The organism is Ruminococcus sp. 1001136sp1 (assembly GCF_039841815.1).
GTDB lineage: Bacteria > Bacillota > Clostridia > Lachnospirales > Lachnospiraceae > Blautia_A > Blautia_A faecis.
In genome coordinates this window covers 14135-38230 of record NZ_JBDPGY010000025.1, presented here as the reverse complement: position 1 = coordinate 38230, position 24096 = coordinate 14135, and the positions used below count along the sequence as shown (strand labels likewise).

The following is a 24096-nucleotide window of genomic DNA, read 5'->3' as shown; positions in this document are numbered from 1 at the left end:
TCAGTCCTCTTCTGTAATGACAAACATTTCTTTTACATACTGTTCCTGGCGGAAATACTGCTTCAGTCCCTGTTTCACCTCATGATGCTTGTCCAGTTTCCGCGCAGACAAAATCTGATTAATCATCTGGTACTTGCTGAATGGTGTACCTTCCACCTTACTCATTCCAAGTACCCGCTCTGGCGTTCTTTTGGTCTGTCCATTACATTCCTCTGAAAAATAATAATGCAAAGTTTCCCCGTAAAACATGGTAAACGGCTTGGTAAAAATACCCTCATATACATTCTTAAGAGGCTCTGTCTTATATTCCAGCGCACGTCCAAGTCCGGTATCCAAAGCATATACAAGGGTTACCTTCGCCTCCGGGCTGGTGTGATATTCCACACATGTTTTGTCATCCATCTGATACAGGCTCAAAATTTCCGGTGGAAGTCTGTGGAAGAAAGAAAATACCATTTCTTTGTCCATGCACATTTTCAGAAGCTCTTTTTCTATGGTAAGAAGAGCCTCTTTTCTGCTCTTTTCCCTGGAAAGCTCTTTAAACAAAGCCAGATAGCAGACTTCATTTACCATCCATTTCTGCATATATGCATTCAACAGACAGTTTTTCACAAAAGGACTCATGGTGTATTCTTTTACAAAAATGCCATAGGAAACATGGGTCAGATATCCGCTTACGATCCACTCCCTTCCGGAATGGCGAATGTAGGATTCCAGAACATGCTCTCCCTCCTTGCGGTAATCCGTGGTAAACATAAGAAGCTGAAGGATTTTTTCCTCCAGATCATAGGTATCCATTTCAAATCCCACAGCACTTTTCCAGATGGAAAACATTTCATCCACAGGTCCAAAACGATATTTCATAAGATATGTGAGGATCACCTCATCATAAAATCCATTTCTGTAAACATCAGATGCCAAAGCCAGAAGTTCCTCATCTTCCAGCATGTCGCAGCGCACGATCATGCGGCTCACCAGTTTCAGAAGGCTTCGCATGTCCACACCCTCATAGCCGAATTCCTCCACAATGGCCTGTGCCTGGGAAAAAAGACCGCGGCTTATAAGAACCACCAGAAGCTTCTGCCTGTCCACACGGGCGTATTCCTGGTAATCCATCTGCTTTAAATATTGATCCAGATCTTCGCCAAATACATGCTCTGCATAATAATCCAGAATCCTGCGACGTACCTTCTGCTTATACTCCATGCAAAAAGCATCGGATTTGACCAGTCTTTGAAAAATATCCAGATTATCTTTGTCCAGTTCATGGCTTTCGCAATAATGAAGAAGCACACCTGGCTCGTCCACGCCAAGGGCAAGAACTTTTCTCACTGCCCCATCCTCATCCATGGTCTTCTTCAAGCTGTAATCTACAGTAGCACTGTATCTGCGCTGCTTGTCATCCTGAAAAAGGATAGCAGCATCTTCTGTATAAATTCTTGGATAAGCTACGCCCTGAACACAGGTATAAGTCTCCTCTGATTCCATCTGACTGTGACGAACGATCACATAGCGGACTTTTTTATCATCAAAATAAAGGCGGTGGGTAAACATTTTCTGCGCAATGGAATCTGCCGCCTCTTTTGTGCGAGGCTCCATCAGAAACTCCTGATATAAGACAGCATAGCTCTCATTCATTTTGCCCTCAGCCAGTTTTTTCCTGGCGAAATCCCGCATACCTGACATATAGCGCTGGTATGCTGCCGGCTCTTTTTCCTTATTTGCAATAATGCAGGAATAAATAAATGCCCGCTTGGAATCTCCAAGGGAATCGCTGTTGTAAGTAAAATACATGAGAAGAGCCTTTGGAAGCTCAATCCGTCTGGAAGTGTCCATAGTCTCCACATAATACTCATAAAGTCTTGTAAGACGCAGCCCATGCTCCACTGCCAGGGAAAACCAGCGGAAATATTCGGTCTTTCTTGGGTTTCCCTTCATCACATATTTGCAGATGGCTTCCAGGGTATCCTCTGAAGAATACTGATCATAGCCCTTTGCCAATGCCTGATAAATACTTTCGTTATAATCTTTCTCATATCCGGAAAGATATGCAAGGCGCATTACCAGCTCCTCTGTAAGAAGGTTTCTTCTTGCCGCGAAGCGGAATACCTGCCCCCAGAAGCTGTTCAGTCTGTGAAGAAGAGTCATGTCCTTGCAGATGATCTTCCATGCTTCCAGATAGAGGAACGGACTCCTGCAGCCCTTGCCAAACTGCTCTTCCAGCACAAATAATGCCTTGGACGGAGTCTCCTTGTATGCAGGATCCAGCTTCAGCAGGATCCATAAAAGCGGAAAACTGTCACTTTTCTGCATGTAAAAATTGCGGATTCTGGACAGGGCGTGAACCTTGTCCTTATATAAACCGGTAAGCGTGCACAGATACAGATAAATTCCAGCAAACTCCAGATCATCTCTTGTATAGGATTTATCCTGATAGCTTTCCAGAAGAACTCTTGCTTCCTCATGATGGTTCTCCATGTAAAGAAGAAAGGCCTCATACATCTGGTATTCCGGATAATCACATCCGGACTGGTGAAGCTGGTTCAGAATATAGTGGCTGCTTGCACTCCAGGTGGAAAAATCCATCCAGCTGTTGACCCCTGGATTCTCCTTTCCCGCAAGACAGCTTGCCACAGCAGTCTCATAGCACAAGTAGGCCAGACAGTCTTTTTGAAGATCCAGTTTACTCTTCTCCTGAGTCAGACGGATATCTACATCCAGTTTACCACTTGTGGATGCAACAACGGTATAAGTAATCTCCTGATAAGGGCTTTTTACTATAATTTTGCCAAACTGATTGCCTTGTCTTAATTTCTCCTTGTGTACCAGATATTCCACTTCATAATGGCTGCCAATAAAATCTTCGTCTGTTACCACCTTGCGGGGAACTTCCAGAAACTCTCCAACAGCTTCCACATCAAGGCGCAGATGCCCCCATCCGCTTCTCTGAATATAAAAAGATTCTTTCAAAGAGTCTTTCAACTCATAGTATTCTTTGCCCACCTCTCTGGCACTTATGGTTACTTTTTCCTTCTTGCCTGCGGCAATGAGAAATTCTTCCAGATGCTGATATGTCACCGGCTGTCTGGACAGACCATAATAAAGTGTCTGGATCTTTTGATCCTCATTTTCCAGAATTCTGGTGAAGCTGGCATCTTTAAAAATACGGAATGCCTCTTTAAAATCATCCCGGGCAACTTTTACAAATTCGTCCAGATTCCCTACCACACCTGAAAAACTGCGTATTTCCTCTTTTTCGATCTCAATTTCAAAAGGAAGACGGGCCTCTCCAATATTTGTAGTAAAGCACAGCCATCCCTTCAGGTTTTCTCCGGGAGCAAGTCCTACCGTATCAATTCCAAGCGGGAGACGCACAGTAGTTCCTGAAATATGGTCCATTCCCGGTACCACCCGGCGGCTGGAGGAAGTAACATAACCGCGGATCTTCTGATTATCCTCTGTTCCAACGTACACTTCCCCTCTCTTCGTCTCCCCTGCTTTCATGGTCAGGGAAATCTTCTCCTTGGAAAAAAGGAGCTGGGGCTGTTCATATTCAAACTTTCCGTTTAAAAGCTGTTCGATCTTTTTTTTCAAAATCATTCACCTTACGTCTTTCGTGTTCTTGTTACTGTCCACAAACTTCACAGCAACACGCTTCTCAGAACATTGCTGCGGAACAGTAATCCTGTTACTCGCTGTCACTGCCTCTTTCGAACCAGAGCCTTTTTCAAACACGCTCCAGGCAGTTACTCTGACATTATTATAATGATTTTCACCCTTTATTTCAATGTAAAATATAAAAAGAATCCTGCCACGATTTTTTCGCAGTAAAAAAAAGGCAGCCAGGCACTTAAAGCCTGTATTTTTCATAGACTATATAGAAATCCCCTTTGAGGTAGCGATTTGAAGACATTTTTGAAACCTTTGACAATGGCCGAGGAGCAGTATTATCTTCAGCAGTACCAAAGGGGCGATATGGAAGCAAAAAATATTCTCATAGAACGTAACCTGCGGCTTGTTGCCCATGTAGTAAAAAAATATCAGGGAACAGATGTAGAACTGGACGATCTGATTTCCATTGGCACCATTGGATTAATGAAAGCCATCTCCACATTTGATTCCACAAAAGCAGCCCGGCTGTCCACATATGCTGGAAAGTGTATCAACAATGAACTGCTTATGTTATTCCGCTCCCGCAAGAAGCATTCCCGGGAAATCTCGCTGTATGAACCCATTGGTACAGACAAAGAAGGCAATGAGATCAGTCTTCTGGATGTAATGGAAGGACCGGCAGTGGACGTTGTGGAAGAGTATTCCACCAGAGAAGATATCCGTCATGTACTGGATTCCATGAAGTCTGTACTGTCTTCCAAAGAATATGAGGTGATCTGCTGCCGTTTCGGTCTCTTTGGGCAAAAGGAACAGACGCAGCGGGAAATCGCCAGGCACCTTCACATCAGCCGCTCCTATGTATCCAGAATTGAAAAAAACGCCCTGCAAAAATTGCGGACGCTTTTTCCTGAAAACGGGTAAAACACGCTCTGCGAGTTTTACCTCTATGATTATTTGTTACTGTTCATTCCGTGACCAGTAACGATTATTTTTCTGAATTACTCTCAGACTTATGCTTCACTACGGCGGAGGATATCATAAACCTCTGCCTCACCGCCAAGATCTACAAACAGCTTCTGCTGCGGATGGGGAGCGCTTTCTACGGAATTGCCCTCCTCATCATAGATAGCTTTTACAGGAACCAGAAGATTGGTTCCATCCGGTTTCATGATCTCGATCATCTCTCCTACTGTAAACTTGTTTCTCTGTGTAATCTGCACATAGCCTCTCTCATCTACAGCTTCTGCAAATCCCAGATACGTATACCCCTTCTCATAGGTATTATTGTCATAGATCTGTGCTTCCTCGCTTGGTTTGCCATAAAAGAAGCCAGTTGTAAATTTACGGTAAGTGCAGCCTGCGATCTGCTCCTGATACCAGGACATGTTTGCCTGATATTTGGCCGGATCTTCCAGATAATCATCAATAGCCTTGCGGTAAGTACGTGCGACAGTTGCTACATAAAGAGCTGTCTTCATACGACCCTCGATCTTCAAACTGTCGATTCCGCTTGTGAGAATGTCATCCATGTGCTCGATCATGCAAAGATCCTTGGAATTGAAAATGTAAGTACCACGCTCATTCTCATAAACCGGCATATACTCCCCGGGTCTCGACTCTTCCACAATGGAATATTTCCAACGGCACGGATGTGTGCAGGATCCCTGATTTGCATCTCTTCCTACCAGGAAATTGCTGAGAAGACAGCGTCCGGAATAGGAAATACACATCGCTCCGTGAATGAAAGTCTCAATCTCCATATCATCTGGAATATTGGCACGGATCTGGCGAATCTCTTCTAAAGAAAGCTCACGGGCAGTTACCACACGCTTCGCTCCAAGCTTGTACCAGAAGCGATAGGTTTCGTAATTAGTGTTATTTGCCTGGGTACTGATATGACGCTCAATCTCCGGACAGATTTCCTTGGCATAGGTAAAAATACCAGGATCAGCGATGATCAAGGCGTCCGGTTTTAATTCCTTAAGCTCTTTCAAGTACTCTCTTACACCAGCCAGATCATAGTTATGCGCAAGAATATTCACTGTCACATAGACTTTTACACCATGCTCATGGGCAAATGCAATTCCCTGCGCCATCTCTTCTTTTGAAAAATTGCGGGCCTTGGCACGAAGCCCAAAAGCCTCTCCTCCGATATAAACAGCGTCTGCTCCGAAAACCGTGGCAATCTTCAGAACCTCAAGACTGCTTGCCGGAACTAATAATTCTGGTTTACGCATATGACTCCTCTTTCTTTACACTGATGGAGGCTCCGTCTCCTAACGGAAGGATGGAGGTCTCCAGCAGCGGATTGTGCTTCAGTTCATAGAGATACTGACGCATACGCTTATAAATGGTACGATTGCGTCTCTCTACAAGATAATGGGATTCGATAATGTCCCCTTCTTGAAGAACATTATCAGAAACAAGAACGCTGCCCTTATGCATTAATTGAAGCACATCCGGCAGCCAGTTCATATACTGCCCCTTGGCAGCATCCATAAAAATAAGATCATAAGTTCCAGTAAGTTCTTTCAGGATCTCTCCTGCATCCCCGGTAAGGAACTCTATCTGGGATTCCCGTCCTGCCTTCCTGAAATTCTCTCTGGCAATAGGGATCCTTTTTTCATAATTCTCAATTGTTGTTATTTTCAGATTCTCAGGTCCATATTCGCACATCAGCAGAGTGGAAAAACCTACTGCAGTTCCGACCTCCAGTATTTTCATCGGCCGGGTTGCTGCAAGAAACATTTTCAGAAAGCTCTGCATTTCCTTGCGGATAATGGGCACCCTTCCTGCAAGAGCTTCTTTTTCCAGTTCTTCCAGAAAAGGAGTATTCCCCATATCAAGAGAATTGATGTAAGTGCGCATTCTCTCCTCTACGATCACTGTCCGGACTCTCCTTCCCCTGCAGTTCCATCAGCTGCCTGAGTATCCGCTGTACCATCTGCACTCTGGGTATCAGCTGTATCAGTTCCTGCATCTGTAGTCTGAGTATCTGTCTGGGCCGCTGTATCAGCCGCTGTGGCAGTATCCTGCATAACACCAGTCTGCTCCTCATCACCAGCAAGAATACCCATAATACGTGTAGGAGTGTAAGCTGTACTTAACAGATAGGTTCCAGCCTGCATCTGTCCCTTATATGTAGAAAGTTTCTCCTGTGCAAAGAACACCAGACTGTCGTCGATCAGTCCCTTGCTTTTCAGGATCTTGGCTACATCATACGTGGATGAGCCTTCCGGAATCACAACTGTCACTTCCTGACCTGCTCCCGGGCTGACTGCCTGCTGGTTAAAAACATTGTAGCCAAACTGATAGGCCGACTTGCCAATCCAGAAAATCAGCACTGCAACACAGACGTAAAAAGCAGTACGAAAAATTCCACCAGCTACAAAAAGCCCTGCTTTTCCCACCTGATCTCTTGTATTACCCATGTTTCCTCCTTATAACTCAGGAATGTCCAGATCGATTCCCTCTGTAAGTGTCCTGCATATCTTCTGCATAAGTTTACAAAGAGCAAGCTCCGCATCAAGAAATGCGTTTACAAGGGGATCTCTGCGCAGCTCCCTGGATTCTCTGTTGAGCTGCTCCGTTCCCCGGAACAGCTCATCTCTGTTTGCTTCATTCTGTAGTCTGAAATTGTTTCCTCTGAATGCATTCACACGGTCCATAAGCTCCGGGTTCTCCTTCAGAAGATCTCTGTATTTCTCAAATTTCTGATATTCTTCACTGTTCTGTACAGCTGCAAGAAGTGCATCTATACAGTCTTTTATCTCGTTCATCGCGCCTCTGCTTATGCCTCCATAATGATTGGAAGGATCATCGGACTTCTCTTGGTACGTTTCCATACGTAGTCGCTGAGTGCATCCTTCACTGCTGCCTTAATCTTACTCCAGTCTGTGATACCTTTATCCAGACATCCGTCAAGAGCCAGCTCCACCACTTCTCTTGCATGATCCATAAGGTCTTCTGACTCTCTTACATACACAAAACCTCTGGAAACAATATCCGGTCCTGCCAGTACCACATTGCTGTGTCTCTCTAATGTCATGACAACAATCATAATACCATCTTCGGAAAGATGCTGTCTGTCGCGAAGTACAATATTACCAACATCTCCGACTCCAAGACCGTCTACAAGAATTGCACCTGTGTGTACGGAACCAGTAACAGCCGCACTATTCTCATCAATCTCCAGAACATTTCCGGATTTCAGAATAAAAATATTGTCCTTGGAATATCCAAGTTCCTCTGCAACAAGCTTCTGGGCAGTCAGATGACGATATTCACCATGTACCGGAATTGCATATTTCGGCTTCACAAGGGAGTAGATCAGCTTAATCTCCTCCTGGCAGGCATGTCCGGATACATGTGCATCCTGGAAAATAACCTTTGCACCTTTCATGGAAAGCTCGTTGATAACCTTGGATACAGCCTTCTCATTACCTGGAATCGGATGAGAGCTGAAAATAATTGCATCATTAGGTTTAATGGTAATCTTCTTGTGGATATTAGCAGCCATACGAGAAAGAGCAGCCATGGACTCGCCCTGACTTCCTGTAGTGATCAGAACAAGCTGCTCATCCGGATAGTTCTTTACCTGGTCGATCTCGATCAGAGTCTGGTCAGGAACACGCAGATAGCCAAGTTCTGCGGCAGTGGTAATAACATTTACCATACTGCGGCCTTCTACTGCCACTTTACGTCCAAAGCGGTATGCGGTATTGATGATCTGCTGTACACGGTCTACATTGGAAGCAAACGTTGCGATAATGATTCTTGCAGTCTTATATTCATTAAAAAGATTGTCAAAAACATGACCAACTGTGCGCTCAGACATGGTAAAGCCCGGACGTTCCGCATTTGTAGAATCACACATAAGGGCAAGAACGCCTTTTCGTCCGATTTCCGCAAATCTCTGCAGATCAATGGCATCTCCAAATACAGGGGTATAGTCCACCTTGAAGTCACCTGTGTGTACCACGATTCCCACAGGAGAATAAATAGCCAGTGCAGATGCATCCTGGATACTATGGTTCGTCTTAATAAATTCAATAGCAAAATCACCAAGATTGATCACCTGACCGTGTTTTACTTCTTTTAACTTGGTAGTCTTAGTCAGATTATGCTCTTTCAGCTTGTTGCTGATCAGCGCAAGAGTCAGTTTGGTGGAGTAGATCGGTGCATTTACTTCCTTCAGTACATATGGAAGCGCACCAATATGATCCTCATGACCATGGGTGATCACAAATCCTTTCACCTTGGAAATATTCTCTTTCAGGTAGGTAATATCCGGAATTACAAGATCGATTCCCGGCATATCATCTTCTGGAAAAGCAAGTCCGCAGTCTACTACCACTATACTGTCTTCATACTCAAAAGCTGTAATATTCATTCCAATCTGCTCCAGACCACCAAGTGGAATGATCTTCAGCTTGGAGCCATTGTTAGTTTTACGTGGTCTCTTTAAGGCAGGCTTGCCCTGACCGCGGAACTGAGGTTTATAATTCCCCTTAGTCTGCTTATCCTGTCCTTGTTTCTGACCATCTTTTCCTTCCTTTTTCGGCTGTGCCTTATATCTGTAATTTTTATGTCTGAAATTTGGTTTTCTTGTTCCGTTTCCGGCTGCCGGAGTCCTTTGCCCGTTGTTGTTCATTTCATTTTCCGTCTTCAATCAATCTATCCTCCATTTTGCGCACTTTATCCTCCAAACTCACGCTACCAGGATAAAGCGACTTTATTTTGTTTCGGCTGGTAACTGTTCAGTAACTTCACAGTTACACGCTTCACGATGCACAAAATAACATGCAAAGCATGATTTCGCATCACTGTTCACGATCTGCCCAGCAAATTATTACATTTCAAGATCTACGTCGTCCAACATCTGTTCAAATACTTTGGAAATTGCCACCAGTTCTTCATCATCTTCTACCATCTCATAGCTGGCTTCTTCGCTTCCCTCTTCTGAAACATCTTTCATAATATAGGCATTTGCCTCATCGTCCTGTGAATCGGAAACCAGAAGATAAGTGATTCCTGCAACTGTAGTCTGTTCTTCCACAAAAAATTCTATAATCCCATCCTCAGATTGAAATTTAATTTTCTCCATTATTTTCGTCCTTATTCATATTCATTCGGTCTAAGTATCCCTGTAAGATCAAAACCGCAGCCATCTGATCGAGAAACTGCTTCCTGTTCTCACGTCTGACACCGGTCTCCATCAAAGTACGCTCCGCTTCTGCCGTAGTCAGTCGTTCATCCCACATCACAACAGGCAGGCCAGTCCTCTTCTCCAGCTTTTCTTTAAACTCAAGAGATTTCACCGCCCGCTCGCCTACAGTATTATTCATGTTCTTCGGATATCCAAGTACAATACGCTCTACCTGATACTCCGAAATCAGTTCTTCAATCCGTGCCATCGTCTGGCGAAGCTTATTCTCCTGCTTGCGCCAGACAGTCTCCACACCTTGTGCGGTAAGTCCCAGTGGATCACTGACGGCAACGCCCACCGTCTTGGAACCGTAGTCTAATCCCATTAATCTCATAATCAGTATTCCCAGGATCTGTTCTTAATATACTCGGTCAGCAATTCCTCAACAAGTTCGTCACGCTCAACCTTCATGATCATGCTTCTGGCACCCTTATGGCTGGTAATATAAGTCGGATCACCGGACATAATATAACCTACGATCTGATTCACAGGATTATAGCCTTTTTCTTCCATTGCGTTGTAAACCAGGTCCAGGATTTCTTTTACTTCAAGCTCCTGATCTGGTTTTGTTCTGAAATATTGTGTACTTCCCAGATTATTTTCTGCCATTTTTCTCACGTCCTTACGATTATTTCTTTTTTATTTTAATATAATTACGTGTAAATTACAATCCTAATTTTGCATTGCCTGTCATTTCCGCAATTGTGTGGTTACTGGTCACGACCTGCCCAGTAACCCGCTTCGCGATGCACAGAAATCATGCATTCGCATGATTTCGCGCTGAGATTCTCGGGTTTTCTGTGAACTTCGTTCACAAAAAACATCTCGCGGAACGTTACCAGTGAACAGTAATAATTATGTTACTGGTCACGCCCTACAGAACCTGTATTTCTTCTCCCTGCAGAATATGTGGCTGCAAAGTTTTTTCCACTTTCACCGCCAGAATATCATTTACACCGTATTTCTCCGTTTTCAGCACCGCCACTTTCACATATTCTCTGGAATGTCCCAGATAATATGCTTTTCCATCAATCTCCACTTTCTCCTCCAGAAGTACTTCCAGAGTCTTTCCAAGAAGAGAAGTCTCATATTCTGCAGCACGCTTCTGGTGCAGCTCCAGCATTTTGTCACTTCTCACAGCTTTTTCTGCCTCTGTCAGCTGACCGGACATAGCCGCAGCCTTAGTTCCATGACGACGGGAATATTTAAAAATATGGGTTTCATAAAAATGAATATCTTTCACAAAATCATAGGAAGCCTGAAAATCCTCTTCTGTTTCCATTGGAAAACCAACGATCACATCTGTTGTCAGTGCTGGATTTCCGAAATATTTGCGAAGAAGTTCACATCTTGCTTTATACTCCGCGCTTCTGTATCGTCTGTTCATTCTCTCCAGAGTCGTATCGCATCCGCTCTGCAGGGAAAGATGAAAATGAGGGCAGACTTTTGACATAGAAGACAGCTCTTTTGCAAATTCTTCTGTGACAATTCCCGGTTCCAGGGAACCAAGGCGGATTCTCTGAATTCCTTCCACTTCATTTACTGCCTGAATAAGAGAAAGCAAAGTTTCTTTTTTGTCCTCAGGAAAATCCACTCCATAGGAACTGAGATGAATTCCTGTAAGCACCACTTCTTTGTAGCCGGCTTTGGCCAGCTTGTGCACTTCATTTAAAATATTCTCTTTTTCCCTGCTTCGCACGCGGCCTCTTGCGTAGGGAATGATACAATAGGTGCAAAACTGGTTGCAGCCATCCTGCACCTTAATATAAGCACGTACATGCTCAGCTGTGTGGCTGATTTCCAGTTCTTCATATTCCTTTGTCTGATTAATCTTAATAATATGAGCCTGACGCTGGTGTTCCCTTTCAAAATCAGCCAGAACTTCCACAATATTTTTCTTCTGGTTATTTCCAAGTACCAGATCCACTGCTTCGTCCTTTTCCAGTTTTCCCTCGTCAGTCTGTACATAACATCCTGTTGCTACTACCACCGCATCTGGGTTCATCTTTTTCGCCTTGTGAAGCATCTGACGAGATTTACGGTCTGCAATATTTGTTACCGTACAGGTATTTATTACATAAACATCAGCACCTGGTTCAAAAGGTACGATTTCATACCCTGCCTGTTCCAGAAGCTGCTGCATAGCTTCCAGCTCATAAGAGTTTACTTTACATCCAAGATTGTGTAATGCAACCTTTTTTTTCATTTTTTCCTCCAAAACTAGTACTGTCCACACCATGCAGGATAATTTCTCCGCGGTGCACAGAATTCATGCAAATACGTGATTTCGTGCCGCACTTCCCGGATCTTCTGTAAATTTCATTCACGAAAAGCATCCCGCGGAATATTACCAGTACACAGTAATGTTGTAAATTTTTTATACATTTTCACTAATTCTGCTGCCATTTTTTCTCTTTTTTCACCTTGACTTTTATCCTGCCTACAGGTAATATGAGTACTGTAAAGCAAACTACTAACAATCCAAGGGAGGTTATATCACAATGAAAACAGCAAAAATCTCACTTAACTCTATTGATAAAGTGAAAGCATTTGTAAACGAGATCAGCAAATTTGACTGCGACTTCGACCTGGTATCCGGAAGATATGTGATTGACGCTAAATCTATCATGGGTATCTTCAGCCTGGATTTATCCAAACCGATCGACCTGAATATCCATGCTGACGGAGCTGCTCTTGACAGCGTTATGGAAATCATCGACAAATATACAGTTGAATAATTAAATATTCGATTGTCAGAGGAACTGTTCACAGTTCCTCTTTTTGTTTTTTCGATGACTTCATGCAGCCTCTGAGTACTTTTCCACTTTTTTACTGGATTTCAATCACTTCTGCAGTGCTAAGTGCCGCTTCCATCAGTTCATCAATTTTCTCAGCCAGTTTCTCCTCTGACTTGCGGATCACATTCAGATTCGGCTTTGTAACCGGATGCTTTGCGACAAAAATAGTACAGCAATCTTCATATGGAAGAACAGAAGTGTCATAAGTTCCAATCTCCCAGGAACGCTCTACAATTTCCTGTTTATCAAACCCAATCACCGGACGATATACCGGTAATGTACACACTTCATTCGTTGCTGCAAGACTCTGCAGGGTCTGGCTTGCAACCTGTCCAATGCTTTCACCGGTAATAAGTCCAAGACAGTTATCCTTCTTTGCAAAATGCTCTGCAATTCTCATCATATAACGACGCATAATGATAGTAAGCTCATCATGTGGACACTGATCGTAAATGTACAGCTGAATGTCTGTGAAATTTACTACATGAAGCCTGATCGGTCCACTGTATTTTGCCACCAGCTTCGCCAGGTCCACAACCTTCTGTTTCGCACGCTCGCTGGTATACGGCGGAGCATGGAAATAAACGGCTTCAATCTTAACTCCTCGCTTTGCGATCATATATCCGGCCACTGGGCTGTCAATTCCGCCGGAAAGAAGCAGCATTGCCTTTCCATTGGTTCCAACCGGCATTCCGCCAGGTCCCTTGATGCTCTTGGAATATACATAAATTTTCTCACGGATCTCAACAGAAACGGTAAGTTCAGGCTGATGTACATCCACCTTTGCCTCCGGAAAAGCATCCAGAATGCTTTCACCGATTCTTGCACTTACTTCCATGGAATTTACCGGATAGGACTTCTTTGCACGTCTTGTATATACCTTGAAGGTGCCGTGATAATCCGGATGTACATTCTTCATGTACTCCACAACGTCAGAGCGCATCTGCTCAAATCCTTTGTCCTCGTAGATCACTACCGGACAGATATAAACAATACCGAATACTGTTTTTAATGCAGCTACAGCCTCCTCAAAATCGTATTCCTCCGGACAGAATACATAAACACGGCCCTGCTCCTTCACAACGCGGTAATCGCCCTCTATCTTAGAAAGAGCAATATTCATCTGCTTCACAAGGGCATCTTCAAACAGATATCGATTTTTACCCTTGATAGCTATTTCTGCGTATTTTATTAAAAATGCGTGAAATATCATTTGATTTCCTCCTGTTTCTTTATTTTATGCGGCTGCCGGACTTTCCCCGGCGCTGCATTTCATTCTTCTTTTCCTCACTGCATCAGTGTCTGGAATATCTCCGAAGCATAGGCAGTACCTGCCCGATCACTTCCAATGCATAATCCACTTCTTCAAATGTATTTTCCTCTGAAAAACTGAATCTCAGCGTACTTTCTCTTTGGGCTGCTTCCATTCCCATTGCACTTAAGGTTCCGGCAGCTTTTCTTTTGTGGCTGGAGCAGGCGCTTCCGGCTGAAACATAAATGCCTTTTTCTTCCAGAGTATGAAGCAGCACTTCGCTTCTCACGCCCAGAAAGCTGGCGCTTAAGATCTGAGGTGCACCTTCTCTTATCTCCATTCCGTTGAGACGAACATCAGGAAGTTTCAGAAAACCTTCTGCAAGGCGTTCCTTCAGCTGATACATATGCTCAATTTTCTTATCAAAATCCGTGTAGACCATCTTTGCAGCAACACCCAGTCCTGCAATTCCAGGTACATTATCTGTACCGGACCGCATACCGGCCTGCTGGCCGCCGCCTAAGATCTGAGGCTGAATCCTGGCTTTCTCATTGATATATAAAAATCCTACACCTTTAGGCCCGTGAATCTTATGGCTGCTCACAGAGAGCATATCAATTCCTGCCTTTTTGGGATAAATACGGTATTTTCCAAATGCCTGGATCGCATCTACATGATACAGAGCCTTCGGGCTTTTCTCATGAACCAGTTTTGCAATCTCTTCCACTGGCATCACAGCACCAACCTCATTGTTTACATACATAGTAGATACCAGAATCGTATCCGGGCGCAAAGCTTTCTCTAACGCCTCCAGCTGAACCACACCCCTGTGATCTACAGGAACTATCGTCACCTCATATCCCATCTGTTCCAGGCGCTCTGCAGGCTGTCCTACAGCTGCATGCTCCACTGAAGTGGTGATAATATGGTTTCCGCTTCTTTTATTTGCATCCGCTCCGCCAAACAAGGCCAGATTATTTGACTCTGTTCCGCCAGAGGTGAAAATGATTTCTTTTTCATTTACCTTGAGAATTTTGGCAAGTATCTGTGCAGCTTCACGGACATACTTTTCCGCTTCCACACCTTTTAAATGCATGGCAGAAGGATTTCCAAAATCCTCTGTCATTGTTTTTACTACAATCTCTGCCACCTCAGGATAACATCTTGTGGTAGCAGAGTTATCAAAATATGCTTCCATTTCTTACTTTTCCTCTTTTTTCCAGAGCATGTTAAAAAAAGGCTTTCTGCAAGATGTGCATCACAATTTGCGGAAGCCTTTACCCGGATAAGGGCGCAGCAGCGAGCTGCGGCAGCCGAATTCAGGTGAAGCATACCGCAAAGTGGGGCGTGCAGATTGCTGAAATGATTTTTCAAACAGGCTCTGGCACGTCTTGCAGATTGCTAAAATATTTTTAAACAGACTCAAGCGTATACATCAGAATAGACAGCATGGTCATACCTGCTGTCTCTGTGCGCAGGATTCTTTTTCCCAGGGTCACCGGTTTCCCTCCGGCTTCCATGGCATCTCTCACTTCTTCCTCCTCAAAACCGCCTTCCGGTCCAATAAAAATCCCCACAGATTGTCCAGGCTGAATTGCCGCCAGGATTTCCCGGGTCTCTTTCATACCTTGGGCAAGCTCATAAGGAATCAGAACCACATCCAGTCCTTTTGCAAAGGCAAGTGCTTCTTTCCAGTTCATTACATTTTTCACTTCCGGGATCAGCATACGCTTAGACTGCTTGGCTGCACTCTCGGAAATCTGCTGCCATCTGCTAACCTTCTTCTGCGCTTTCTTTGCATCCAGCTTCACCACACATCTCCTTGTTTCAACTGGAACAACAGCGTAAGCGCCAAGCTCCACAGCCTTCTGAATGATCAGTTCCATTTTATCCCCTTTAGGAAGTCCCTGGAACAAATAAATCCGGCTTGGGAGCTCATACTGGGATTCCTGGGCATAAAGGATATGAAGAACTGCGCTGTCCTCCTGAAATTCTTCTATGGTACAGTGATATTCCTTCTCACTGCCATCGCTGATCCACACATCCTCACCAATGCGCATGCGCAGAACATTTTTCATATGGTTCAGATCCGGACCTGTAAGAGTGATCCTGTGTTCTTCCTCCAGGACCTGATAAGGCTCCACAAAAAAGCGCTGCATAATTATTCCTTTCTGGCTGTGACAGATACCCATTCTCCCTGATGGGTTACCTCAACCAGCTGAAGCCCGGCGTCTTTCACTGCCTTTACCACTACTTCTTCTTTCACATCCAGAATTCCAGAGGTAATATAGTAAGCACCCTTTTTCATCTGATTTACGATAACCGGTGTGAGAGGCACCAGTACATCTGCCAGGATATTAGCCGTTACAATGTCATATTTCTCATATCCAACAGTATCCTGAACTTCTTTATCATCAATGATATTTCCAATGAGCATGTCAAAAGTCTCATCCTTAATATCGTTAGCTTCTTTATTGTCAGCCACTGCCGGAATTGCACAGGGATCAAGGTCAGTTCCCACAACATGAGCAGCGCCCAGCTTCAAAGCTACAATTCCAAGAATACCGCTTCCGGTTCCAACATCCAGCATCTGGGTGTCTTTTGTCACAAATTTCTTCAGCTGACGAATTACCAGCTGGGTTGTCTCGTGCATACCAGTTCCAAAAGCTGTACCTGGATCAATGTGAAGGATCATCTTATCTTTATCTTCTTCCTTCACTTCTTCCCAGGATGGAACAATAAGAATGTCATCTACATAGAACTGATGGAAATGTTCCTTCCAGTTATTGATCCAGTCTTTGTCCTCTGTCTGGGATTCTGTGATGGTGCCTTCGCCGATATCCATGTATCCGCGTACTTCTTCAAGGACAGCACGTACTCTCTCGAGAACAGGCGCAGTTTCTGTGTCCTCTTCCAGATAAAAATTCAGATAGGCGATTCCATCATCCGCTGGACCTTCCGGCATAATATCCACAAACATCTGCTCTTTATCTGTCTCGGTAAGGGGCTGTTTGTCCTGAATCTCTACGCCCTCAACTCCAACGTCTGCAAGGGCAGAGATGATAACGTCTTCTGCTTCTGTTTTTGTTTTGATGGTAAAGCGATTCCACTTCATACTATTTCTCCAATCTTTTTATTGAAAGCTGTTTCTTCATAATCACAATATGGTATTTTTTAACATCTTTCGAAACGGTTGTTATCTGTTACTTTATTCTGATTTTTCAATTCACCTGACCAATTACTGGTTTTTTATGTCCATGTTACTTCTTTTTATGTGCAAAAACATGCACAACCCACTTATGTCGCTGCCCTTTCTGATAAAATCTCCAGAAAAACTCTACCAGAAGCAACGCCGCTGCTGCATCCACAATGTAATGCTGTTTCAGCACCTGGGTAGAGATAATGATCAGAATTGCAAATACCAGAGAAAATCTCTGATACCATTTCGGCACCTTCTCTGAGCCTTCCACACCTTTCCAGCACATCCAGCTCACATAGCAGTGGATAGAGGGAAACAAATTAGAAGGACTGTTCCCGCCATCCAGGGAATATACCAGAGCGAGAATCTTTTCCGAAAGGGTATTTCCTGGGATCTCCGGTCTTATATTGGTGGTCGGTATTAAAATAAAGCAGATAAAGCAAATAAAATGTATGGTCAGATCTGTGGCAACAAACCGGTAAAACATATCCTTACCACGCCTTGCCGCCAGCAAATACCCCACCGCCCAGAATGGAAATGCCAGAATATAAAACCACACAAATACAGGCAGTAAAGGAACTTTCCTGTCAAATGCCATCGTAAAATCATAGTGATACCTGCCAGCTGTAAGCGCACTGCTTCCCCAGTAAATCAGGCAATTCACTGCCATGATGGTCACAAGAGGTGCAATAGACCACAGAGGAATATATCGGTTTAACAAATCTCTTTTCTTTGTTTTCAAGGCAAAACTCCTTTCCGGACTCTTGCGATGTTACTGCTCACTTCCTGACCAGCAGCACGGACAGTAACGTTGCGGCTACCCTTTAATATACAATAAGTAACAAAAAAAGAAAAGAGGATATCTCCCCTTTTCTTTATTCTTTTATGGAAAAACTGATTTTTTACTCTTCAAAGGTCTCTTTTAATTTGTCCATGAAGCTTTTTTTCTTCTTTTCGGACTTTTCTGTGCTATCGCCGGCACTGCCTGCAGGACGATTGCCGCATGCCTCGTCAAATTTGCGGAGAGCTTCTTTCGCGTCCTCATTCAGGTTGGTTGGTACCTGAACAACCAGAGTTACGTAGTGATCACCGCGAACATTCTTGTTTCGAAGGGACGGAACACCTTTTCCCTTCAGACGGATTCTGGTATCTGTCTGAGTTCCTGGTTTCACTTCATAGAGAACTTCTCCATCTACTGTATTCAGTTTGACTTCGCCGCCAAGCGCTGCCTGTGCATAAGTAATCGGTGCAGTAGAGTAAATATTCATATCCTGTCTCTGGAAAATCGGATGGCGTGCTACATTTACTTCTACCAGCAGATCGCCTCTCGGACCTCCATTTGTGCCAGGTTCACCTTTATCACGGATACGGATACTCTGACCATTGTCAATACCAGCTGGAATAGATACCTTAATTTTTTTGCGATTGGAAATGTAGCCGGTACCACGGCAATCCGGACATTTATCTTTGATAATTTTGCCAGTACCATGACAATCCGGACACACCTGAACGTTACGAACCATGCCAAACATGGACTGCTGGGTGTAAACGATCTGTCCTTCACCATTACATTTCGGACAGGTAACCGGTGAGGTACCAGCCTTAGCTCCAGAACCGTGACAGGAAGTACATTCATCTTTCAGAGTAATCTCAAGTTCTTTCTCACAGCCAAATACAGCATCCTCAAAGGTGATATTCACGCGTGCACGCAGGTTTGCACCCTTCATAGGTCCATTATTGGCACGTCTGCGGCTTCCGCCGCCTCCAAACAGATCTCCGAAAATATCTCCGAAGATATCACCCATGTCTGCGCCGGAGAAATCAAAGCCGCCGAAACCGCCTGCTCCGCCACCGCCGCCGTTTTCAAAAGCGGCATGACCAAACTGATCATACTGTCTTCTCTTGTCCGGGTCACTTAAGACGCTGTAAGCCTCTGTTGCCTCTTTGAATTTCGCTTCAGCTTCCTTATCTCCCGGATTTACATCGGGATGATACTTCTTGGCAAGCTGACGATATGCTTTTTTTAATGTAGCGTCATCGGCGCTCTTATCAACGCCTAAGACTTCATAGTAATCTCTTTTATCAGCCATGATTTCTTTTCCTAACTTTTTGTATTTGGTTATCTTATGGAAGACGCCAGCGGCGCAATTCCTGTAATATGTCTTTCACCACCACTGCCCGGTCATGAATCATGACCGGGCTGTAGTTTCATGTTCCGAAATATTGGAACTTATTATTCAATTAAACCTCTTTGTAGTCAGCATCTACAACATCATCGCCGTAACCTGCCTCGTTACCGCCCTGGGAAGTTCCTCCCATGTCCGGTCCCGGGCCTGCCTGACCAGCACCGCCCTGTGGGTTCTGTGCTTCATACATCTTTGCGAAAAGCTTCTGAGCACTTTCCATCATCTTCTCCTGAGCAGCTTTGATCTCAGCGACCTGAGCATCTCCGATCTCATCTGTATTTGCATATTTAGCAAGGATATCTTTTAATGCATTTAAGTCAGCCTCTACGGAAGCTTTGTCATTTTCATCCAGTTTATCACCAGCTTCTTTCAGTGCATTCTCAACCTGGAATACCATGGAGTCTGCATTGTTCTTTGTATCAATTGCCTCTTTACGTTTCTTATCCTGAGCTTCGAACTCAGCAGCTTCTTTAACAGCCTTGTCAATATCAGACTCGGACATGTTAGAACCAGCTGTGATTGTAATGTGCTGCTCTTTACCTGTTCCAAGATCCTTAGCAGATACATTTACAATACCGTTGGCATCGATATCGAATGTAACCTCAATCTGCGGAACACCACGACGTGCTGGTGGGATTCCATCCAGACGGAACTGTCCAAGGGACTTGTTGTCTTTCGCGAACTGACGCTCGCCCTGTAATACATTGATATCTACAGCGGTCTGATTATCAGCTGCTGTGGAGAAAATCTGGCTCTTCTTGGTCGGAATAGTTGTATTTCTCTCGATCAGACGTGTTGCAATACCACCCATTGTCTCGATGGACAGGGAAAGTGGAGTAACATCAAGAAGAAGGATGTCACCTGCACCAGCCTCACCGGAAAGCTTACCACCCTGGATAGAAGCACCAAGTGCAACACACTCATCTGGGTTCAAGGCCTTGCTTGGCTCTTTGCCAGTTAACTGTCTTACTTTATCCTGTACAGCCGGGATACGTGTAGATCCACCAACCAGAAGCACCTGTCCAAGATCAGAAGCAGTAAGACCTGCATCAGAAAGTGCACGGCGAACCGGCTCTGCTGTTTTCTCAACAAGATCGTGTGTAAGTTCGTCAAATTTAGCTCTTGTAAGGTTCATATCAAAATGCTTCGGTCCTTCAGCTGTTGCTGTGATGAATGGCAGGTTGATATTGGTTGTTGTTGCGGAAGAAAGCTCTTTCTTAGCTTTCTCAGCAGCTTCTTTCAGTCTCTGAAGAGCCATCTTATCGTTGCTTAAGTCAACGCCCTCTGTTCTCTTGAACTCAGAAAGCATATAGTCTGTAATTCTCTGGTCAAAGTCATCACCACCAAGACGGTTGTTACCAGCTGTTGCCAGAACTTCGATAACGCCATCACCAATCTCAATAATGGAAACATCGAATGTACCACCACCAAGGTCATAAACCATGATCTTCTGCTCTTTCTCATTGTCAAGACCATATGCAAGAGCTGCTGCTGTAGGCTCGTTGATGATACGTTTTACATCGAGACCTGCAATCTTACCAGCATCCTTGGTTGCCTGACGCTGAGCATCATTGAAATATGCCGGAACAGTGATAACTGCTTCTGTAACAGACTCTCCAAGGTATCCTTCAGCGTCTTTTTTCAGTTTCTGAAGAATCATAGCGGAAATTTCCTGTGGGGAATATTTCTTATCATCAATTGTTACACGGTAATCTGTACCCATCTCTCTCTTGATGGAAGAGATTGTTTTCTCTGCGTTTGTTACTGCCTGACGTTTTGCAGGCTCACCTACCAGACGCTCACCTGTCTTTGTGAATGCTACAACAGATGGTGTTGTTCTGGATCCTTCTGTATTTGCGATAACGGTTGGCTGTCCACCTTCCATAACAGCTACACAGCTGTTTGTTGTACCTAAGTCAATACCAATGATTTTTCCCATGATAATTTTCCTCCTGTTTAAAAATTCATGGTTGCTGTCCATTACACGAACAGTAACATTTATACTTTGTTTTTAGAAAATGTCGATGAAGTTTGATTCTCCAAGCTGCTTTCTGTTAATTAGCAACTTTTACCATACTGTGTCTTACAACGAAATCCTTGTAGGTATATCCCTTCTGAAATTCCTCTACGACGATGTTCTCGCCAACGGATTCGTCCTCCACATGCATCACTGCATTATGCAGATTCGGATCAAATTCCTTACCTACAGCTTCGATTGGCTTCACACCCATCTCATCAAAAGCTGTCATCATCTGCTTGTAGATCATCTTCATGCCTTCTGCAAATGGATCATCCTCCGGTGCCTGTGCAAGACCTCTTTCGAAGTTATCCACGATCGGAAGCATTTTTTCAACGATGTCCCTGGCGCCGATGATGTACATGCTGGATTTCTCTTTCTCCGTTCTTTTACGGTAGTTATCAAATTCAGCCATGCTGCGCTTCAGTCTGTCTGTAAGTTCCTCGACCTGCTGTTCGAATTTATCTTTCTCTTTTTTCTTCTTGCCGAAGAAAGAAGTTTTTGTCTTGGTTTCCGGTTCCTTCTGAGATTCTGCTTCCTGATCTGACTGCTCAGTTTCTTCTGTCTGTGCTGGTTCCTCGGAAGTCTCCTCTTCTGCTGTCTGGGCTGTATCTGCTGCCTCTTCTTCGCTTCCGTCTGTTACCGGAATGTCAACTGCTTCTTCCTGTACTTCGGCTTCTTTATTCATTTCTTCTGACACGCTTTCAACCGCCTTTCTAGGTTTTCTTATTTACCATTTCGTCAAGCTGGACTTTTAATTTCTTTAAGCTGTCCACTACATTCTCGTAATCCATTCGCTTGGGACCGATGATTCCAATAGTTCCACGCATTCCATCTCCCAGCTCGTAAGTAGCTGTGACCACACTGCAGTCTTTCATGGTACGTACCGGAACTTCATCCCCGATGTATACCTGAACTCCTGTGTTCTCCGGATCTCCCATTTCCTCACGGACCATATCCGCAAGTTCCTGCTTATCCTCGAAAGTGGAAATCAGCTCACTGGCTCTGGATGTATCTGCAAGCTCTGGATACTTAAATATGTTGGTTGCTCCCGATGTATATACTTTCATATCTTCTTCGTCCACGTGAATTGTAGCTGCAACTGCGTCCAGCACATCTGCAACCACACCGCTGTGGCTTCCCGCCTGTTCTTTCAATCTGGCGATCATGCCCAGATTAATGTCCTGGATGGGTACACCGTTCAGGTTCGTGTTAAGAAGAAGATTCAGCTTCAGGATCGTCTGGTCATCCATCTCCTCATCAATATTAATGATCTGGTTCCGAATAACATTACCCTCACATACAACTACGGCAATCAGCTGCCGCTCATTGACTCGTGAAAGCTGAATGAACTTCAGGGTGCTTCCCTTATACTGGGGAACCGCAACCATAGCCGCATAATTGGTATTCGTGGCAAGAACCTTCGCCACCTGCTTGAGCACCTTATCCATCTTATCTGACTTCTCAATCATCAGATCACGGATTTCTGCGATCTCGGCTTCCTTCTCCCTGGTAAGCTCATCTACATAAAGGCGATAGCCTTTATCTGATGGAATTCTTCCGGCTGAGGTGTGGGGCTGTACGATGTAGCCCATATCCGTCAGGTCGGACATCTCATTTCGGATAGTAGCAGAGCTGACATTCAGATCCGGATATTTGGAAATAGTTCTGGAACCTACAGGCTCACCTGTTTCCATATAAGTTTTGATGATTGCTTTCAGTATTTTCCGTTTGCGCTCATCTAATACTTCATCCATGAAATATCTGCTCCTTCCTGAAAAGCAGACGGTCAAACCTGATTCTGATTTCCGTCTGGCTTCTTCGAATTCCTTTGTTAGCACTCATTATTTAGGAGTGCTAACATCTATGCTCTTAAGATACACCTCAGTATTCCTTTTGTCAATATTTTTTACAAATTTTTTTCATCTTTTTTGATAGTTTTTACCCTATACTTTACCATTCTGGCTAAATTCTCCTTACTGCAATACTTTTTTTGGGCAGCAAGGATACTATCAGGTATCTGCCAACGCAGTCTTATGTTTGCTGCCGCATAAATGAAAAAGATGCCTTGAGAAAATTTTCCCTGGCATCTTCTTTCCTATATAGGAATACCGCCCATAGGCGACATGTCCGTTTTGTAACTGTTCAGCACCTTCACAGTTATATGTTTCGCAAAACAGCCCCTGCTGAATAGCAGCCTCTATTTTTTATAATTTTCCAGATAGTCAAGAACTGCTGTCGGCTCATCCAGAAAGACTACCAGATCCAGCACGGAAAAATCCATGAATTTCTCTTCTGCTGTGTACTCCAGCAATGCTTTCATCTTGTCATAATATCCGTCAATGTTATACAGCACAATTGGGCGGTCAATACGTTTCAGGCTTTTCAAGGTAAAAATCTCAAAAAATTCCTCGTAGGTACCAATTCCGCCAGGTGCTACGATCGTAGCATCTGATTTTTCTTCCAGAAGTTTTTTGCGCTCTCTCATATTCTCTGTGAAAATAAATTCCGTGCATTTCTCATACAGAACTCCAGGCTGGTCAAAAAATCGGGGAGCAATTCCAAGTATGTAACCATTTTCTGCTGCCACGCCTCTGGCTGCTGCTCCCATCATTCCGGTAGCCCCGCCGCCAAACACCAGACCGTGACCTCTTTTTCCCATTGCTCTTCCAAGCTCTTCTGTTTTTTCATAATAAATGTTTTTAAGCAGTGCACTTGAAGCGCCATATACACATATGTTCAATCTGTTATCCCCCTTATTTTTTCTTCTAAACACAGGTGCAGCCTACCTGCGGCAGCACCATATACGAAAGTCAGCTGGCAT

22 protein-coding genes and 1 pseudogene are annotated in these 24096 nt (G+C 44.1%); 3 read left to right on the top strand and 20 right to left on the bottom strand.

Annotated features, from left to right (window positions below):
• A complete protein-coding gene (locus ABHC48_RS17740; RefSeq protein ID WP_243284592.1) occupies positions 1-3594 on the bottom strand; it encodes a DUF5717 family protein in 3594 nt (1197 codons plus the stop codon).
• Positions 3595-3903: 309 nt separating this feature from the next.
• Between ABHC48_RS17740 and sigK the strand changes: the two genes are divergently transcribed.
• Positions 3904-4533, top strand: coding sequence for an RNA polymerase sporulation sigma factor SigK (gene sigK / locus ABHC48_RS17735; protein ID WP_118578536.1), 630 nt, complete (start codon positions 3904-3906; stop codon positions 4531-4533).
• Between the two features lie 89 nt (positions 4534-4622).
• Here the strand turns inward: sigK and ABHC48_RS17730 are convergent, their stop codons facing one another.
• The 9 genes from ABHC48_RS17730 to mtaB form a co-directional block, all read right to left on the bottom strand.
• Positions 4623-5849 (bottom strand): U32 family peptidase, encoded by a 1227-nt coding sequence (locus tag ABHC48_RS17730; RefSeq protein ID WP_118578538.1) that lies wholly within the window; start codon positions 5847-5849, stop codon positions 4623-4625.
• The gene (locus ABHC48_RS17725; protein WP_173735245.1) at positions 5842-6498 is read right to left on the bottom strand and encodes an O-methyltransferase; all 657 of its coding nucleotides are present in this window, start codon (positions 6496-6498) and stop codon (positions 5842-5844) included. Before ABHC48_RS17725 ends, ABHC48_RS17730 begins: the two co-directional genes overlap by 8 nt.
• The gene (locus ABHC48_RS17720; RefSeq protein ID WP_195700283.1) at positions 6495-7043 is read right to left on the bottom strand and encodes an endolytic transglycosylase MltG; all 549 of its coding nucleotides are present in this window, start codon (positions 7041-7043) and stop codon (positions 6495-6497) included. Before ABHC48_RS17720 ends, ABHC48_RS17725 begins: the two co-directional genes overlap by 4 nt.
• Before the next feature lie 9 nt (positions 7044-7052).
• A complete protein-coding gene (locus ABHC48_RS17715) occupies positions 7053-7391 on the bottom strand; it encodes a YlbF family regulator (RefSeq protein ID WP_195700282.1) in 339 nt (112 codons plus the stop codon).
• An 11-nt stretch (positions 7392-7402) separates the two neighbouring features.
• On the bottom strand, positions 7403-9265 hold the full coding sequence (locus ABHC48_RS17710; RefSeq protein WP_226815527.1) for a ribonuclease J: 1863 nt from the start codon (positions 9263-9265) through the stop codon (positions 7403-7405).
• 198 nt (positions 9266-9463) lie between these two features.
• A complete protein-coding gene (locus tag ABHC48_RS17705) occupies positions 9464-9718 on the bottom strand; it encodes a DUF1292 domain-containing protein (protein ID WP_118578546.1) in 255 nt (84 codons plus the stop codon).
• Positions 9705-10154, bottom strand: coding sequence for a Holliday junction resolvase RuvX (ruvX, locus tag ABHC48_RS17700; protein ID WP_118578548.1), 450 nt, complete (start codon positions 10152-10154; stop codon positions 9705-9707). The genes ABHC48_RS17705 and ruvX overlap by 14 nt, the downstream gene beginning before the upstream one ends.
• Before the next feature lie 2 nt (positions 10155-10156).
• Positions 10157-10429 (bottom strand): IreB family regulatory phosphoprotein, encoded by a 273-nt coding sequence (locus ABHC48_RS17695; protein WP_021925017.1) that lies wholly within the window; start codon positions 10427-10429, stop codon positions 10157-10159.
• A gap of 265 nt (positions 10430-10694) precedes the next feature.
• Positions 10695-12026, bottom strand: coding sequence for a tRNA (N(6)-L-threonylcarbamoyladenosine(37)-C(2))-methylthiotransferase MtaB (gene mtaB, locus ABHC48_RS17690; protein ID WP_195700281.1), 1332 nt, complete (start codon positions 12024-12026; stop codon positions 10695-10697).
• A gap of 295 nt (positions 12027-12321) precedes the next feature.
• Between mtaB and ABHC48_RS17685 the strand changes: the two genes are divergently transcribed.
• Positions 12322-12558, top strand: a complete 237-nt coding sequence (locus ABHC48_RS17685; RefSeq protein WP_021925019.1) for an HPr family phosphocarrier protein — start codon at positions 12322-12324, stop codon at positions 12556-12558.
• Positions 12559-12649: 91 nt separating this feature from the next.
• Here ABHC48_RS17685 and thiI read toward each other — a convergent pair whose 3' ends face one another.
• Together thiI and ABHC48_RS17675 are read right to left on the bottom strand one after the other, a co-directional pair.
• Positions 12650-13831, bottom strand: a complete 1182-nt coding sequence (gene thiI, locus ABHC48_RS17680; RefSeq protein ID WP_118578552.1) for a tRNA uracil 4-sulfurtransferase ThiI — start codon at positions 13829-13831, stop codon at positions 12650-12652.
• Positions 13832-13913: 82 nt separating this feature from the next.
• Positions 13914-15068 (bottom strand): cysteine desulfurase family protein, encoded by a 1155-nt coding sequence (locus tag ABHC48_RS17675; RefSeq protein ID WP_118578554.1) that lies wholly within the window; start codon positions 15066-15068, stop codon positions 13914-13916.
• Positions 15069-15115: 47 nt separating this feature from the next.
• Here ABHC48_RS17675 and ABHC48_RS17670 point away from each other — a divergent pair.
• Positions 15116-15286, top strand: a pseudogene (locus ABHC48_RS17670) (DUF6783 domain-containing protein); the annotation flags it as partial.
• Here ABHC48_RS17670 and ABHC48_RS17665 read toward each other — a convergent pair.
• From ABHC48_RS17665 to ABHC48_RS17630, 8 genes are all read right to left on the bottom strand, one after another.
• Positions 15283-16029: a 16S rRNA (uracil(1498)-N(3))-methyltransferase gene (locus ABHC48_RS17665; RefSeq protein ID WP_195700280.1), complete on the bottom strand. Its 747-nt coding sequence runs from the start codon at positions 16027-16029 to the stop codon at positions 15283-15285. The pseudogene ABHC48_RS17670 and the gene ABHC48_RS17665 sit on opposite strands and share 4 nt — an antisense overlap.
• Before the next feature lie 2 nt (positions 16030-16031).
• Complete coding sequence (gene prmA / locus ABHC48_RS17660) at positions 16032-16985, bottom strand: 50S ribosomal protein L11 methyltransferase (protein WP_195700279.1); 954 nt, start codon at positions 16983-16985, stop codon at positions 16032-16034.
• A 145-nt stretch (positions 16986-17130) separates the two neighbouring features.
• A complete protein-coding gene (locus tag ABHC48_RS17655) occupies positions 17131-17811 on the bottom strand; it encodes a phosphatase PAP2 family protein (RefSeq protein WP_243284591.1) in 681 nt (226 codons plus the stop codon).
• A gap of 160 nt (positions 17812-17971) precedes the next feature.
• Positions 17972-19159 (bottom strand): molecular chaperone DnaJ, encoded by a 1188-nt coding sequence (dnaJ, locus tag ABHC48_RS17650; RefSeq protein WP_118578560.1) that lies wholly within the window; start codon positions 19157-19159, stop codon positions 17972-17974.
• Positions 19160-19310: 151 nt separating this feature from the next.
• Positions 19311-21194 (bottom strand): molecular chaperone DnaK, encoded by a 1884-nt coding sequence (gene dnaK / locus ABHC48_RS17645; protein ID WP_195700278.1) that lies wholly within the window; start codon positions 21192-21194, stop codon positions 19311-19313.
• Positions 21195-21309: 115 nt separating this feature from the next.
• Positions 21310-21972, bottom strand: a complete 663-nt coding sequence (grpE, locus tag ABHC48_RS17640; RefSeq protein ID WP_226815526.1) for a nucleotide exchange factor GrpE — start codon at positions 21970-21972, stop codon at positions 21310-21312.
• Positions 21973-21988: 16 nt separating this feature from the next.
• Positions 21989-23029: a heat-inducible transcriptional repressor HrcA gene (gene hrcA, locus ABHC48_RS17635; protein ID WP_173716405.1), complete on the bottom strand. Its 1041-nt coding sequence runs from the start codon at positions 23027-23029 to the stop codon at positions 21989-21991.
• A 443-nt stretch (positions 23030-23472) separates the two neighbouring features.
• A complete protein-coding gene (locus ABHC48_RS17630; RefSeq protein ID WP_118578562.1) occupies positions 23473-24015 on the bottom strand; it encodes a TIGR00730 family Rossman fold protein in 543 nt (180 codons plus the stop codon).
• Positions 24016-24096: the final 81 nt, after the last annotated feature.

What these genes read in the sequence shown, in the direction of transcription:
- ABHC48_RS17730 (WP_118578538.1), bottom strand. Translation starts at nt 5,849, where the DNA reads ATGCGTAAACCAGAATTATTAGTTCCGGCAAGCAGTCTTGAGGTTCTG.
- ABHC48_RS17715 (WP_195700282.1), bottom strand. Translation starts at nt 7,391, where the DNA reads ATGAACGAGATAAAAGACTGTATAGATGCACTTCTTGCAGCTGTACAG.
- mtaB (WP_195700281.1), bottom strand. Translation starts at nt 12,026, where the DNA reads ATGAAAAAAAAGGTTGCATTACACAATCTTGGATGTAAAGTAAACTCT.
- ABHC48_RS17665 (WP_195700280.1), bottom strand. Translation starts at nt 16,029, where the DNA reads ATGCAGCGCTTTTTTGTGGAGCCTTATCAGGTCCTGGAGGAAGAACAC.
- dnaJ (WP_118578560.1), bottom strand. Translation starts at nt 19,159, where the DNA reads ATGGCTGATAAAAGAGATTACTATGAAGTCTTAGGCGTTGATAAGAGC.
- ABHC48_RS17675 (WP_118578554.1), bottom strand. Translation starts at nt 15,068, where the DNA reads ATGGAAGCATATTTTGATAACTCTGCTACCACAAGATGTTATCCTGAG.
- dnaK (WP_195700278.1), bottom strand. Translation starts at nt 21,194, where the DNA reads ATGGGAAAAATCATTGGTATTGACTTAGGTACAACAAACAGCTGTGTA.
- thiI (WP_118578552.1), bottom strand. Translation starts at nt 13,831, where the DNA reads ATGATATTTCACGCATTTTTAATAAAATACGCAGAAATAGCTATCAAG.
- ABHC48_RS17705 (WP_118578546.1), bottom strand. Translation starts at nt 9,718, where the DNA reads ATGGAGAAAATTAAATTTCAATCTGAGGATGGGATTATAGAATTTTTT.
- ABHC48_RS17720 (WP_195700283.1), bottom strand. Translation starts at nt 7,043, where the DNA reads ATGGGTAATACAAGAGATCAGGTGGGAAAAGCAGGGCTTTTTGTAGCT.
- ABHC48_RS17695 (WP_021925017.1), bottom strand. Translation starts at nt 10,429, where the DNA reads ATGGCAGAAAATAATCTGGGAAGTACACAATATTTCAGAACAAAACCA.
- prmA (WP_195700279.1), bottom strand. Translation starts at nt 16,985, where the DNA reads ATGAAGTGGAATCGCTTTACCATCAAAACAAAAACAGAAGCAGAAGAC.
- ABHC48_RS17710 (WP_226815527.1), bottom strand. Translation starts at nt 9,265, where the DNA reads ATGAACAACAACGGGCAAAGGACTCCGGCAGCCGGAAACGGAACAAGA.
- ABHC48_RS17685 (WP_021925019.1), top strand. Translation starts at nt 12,322, where the DNA reads ATGAAAACAGCAAAAATCTCACTTAACTCTATTGATAAAGTGAAAGCA.
- ruvX (WP_118578548.1), bottom strand. Translation starts at nt 10,154, where the DNA reads ATGAGATTAATGGGATTAGACTACGGTTCCAAGACGGTGGGCGTTGCC.
- hrcA (WP_173716405.1), bottom strand. Translation starts at nt 23,029, where the DNA reads ATGGATGAAGTATTAGATGAGCGCAAACGGAAAATACTGAAAGCAATC.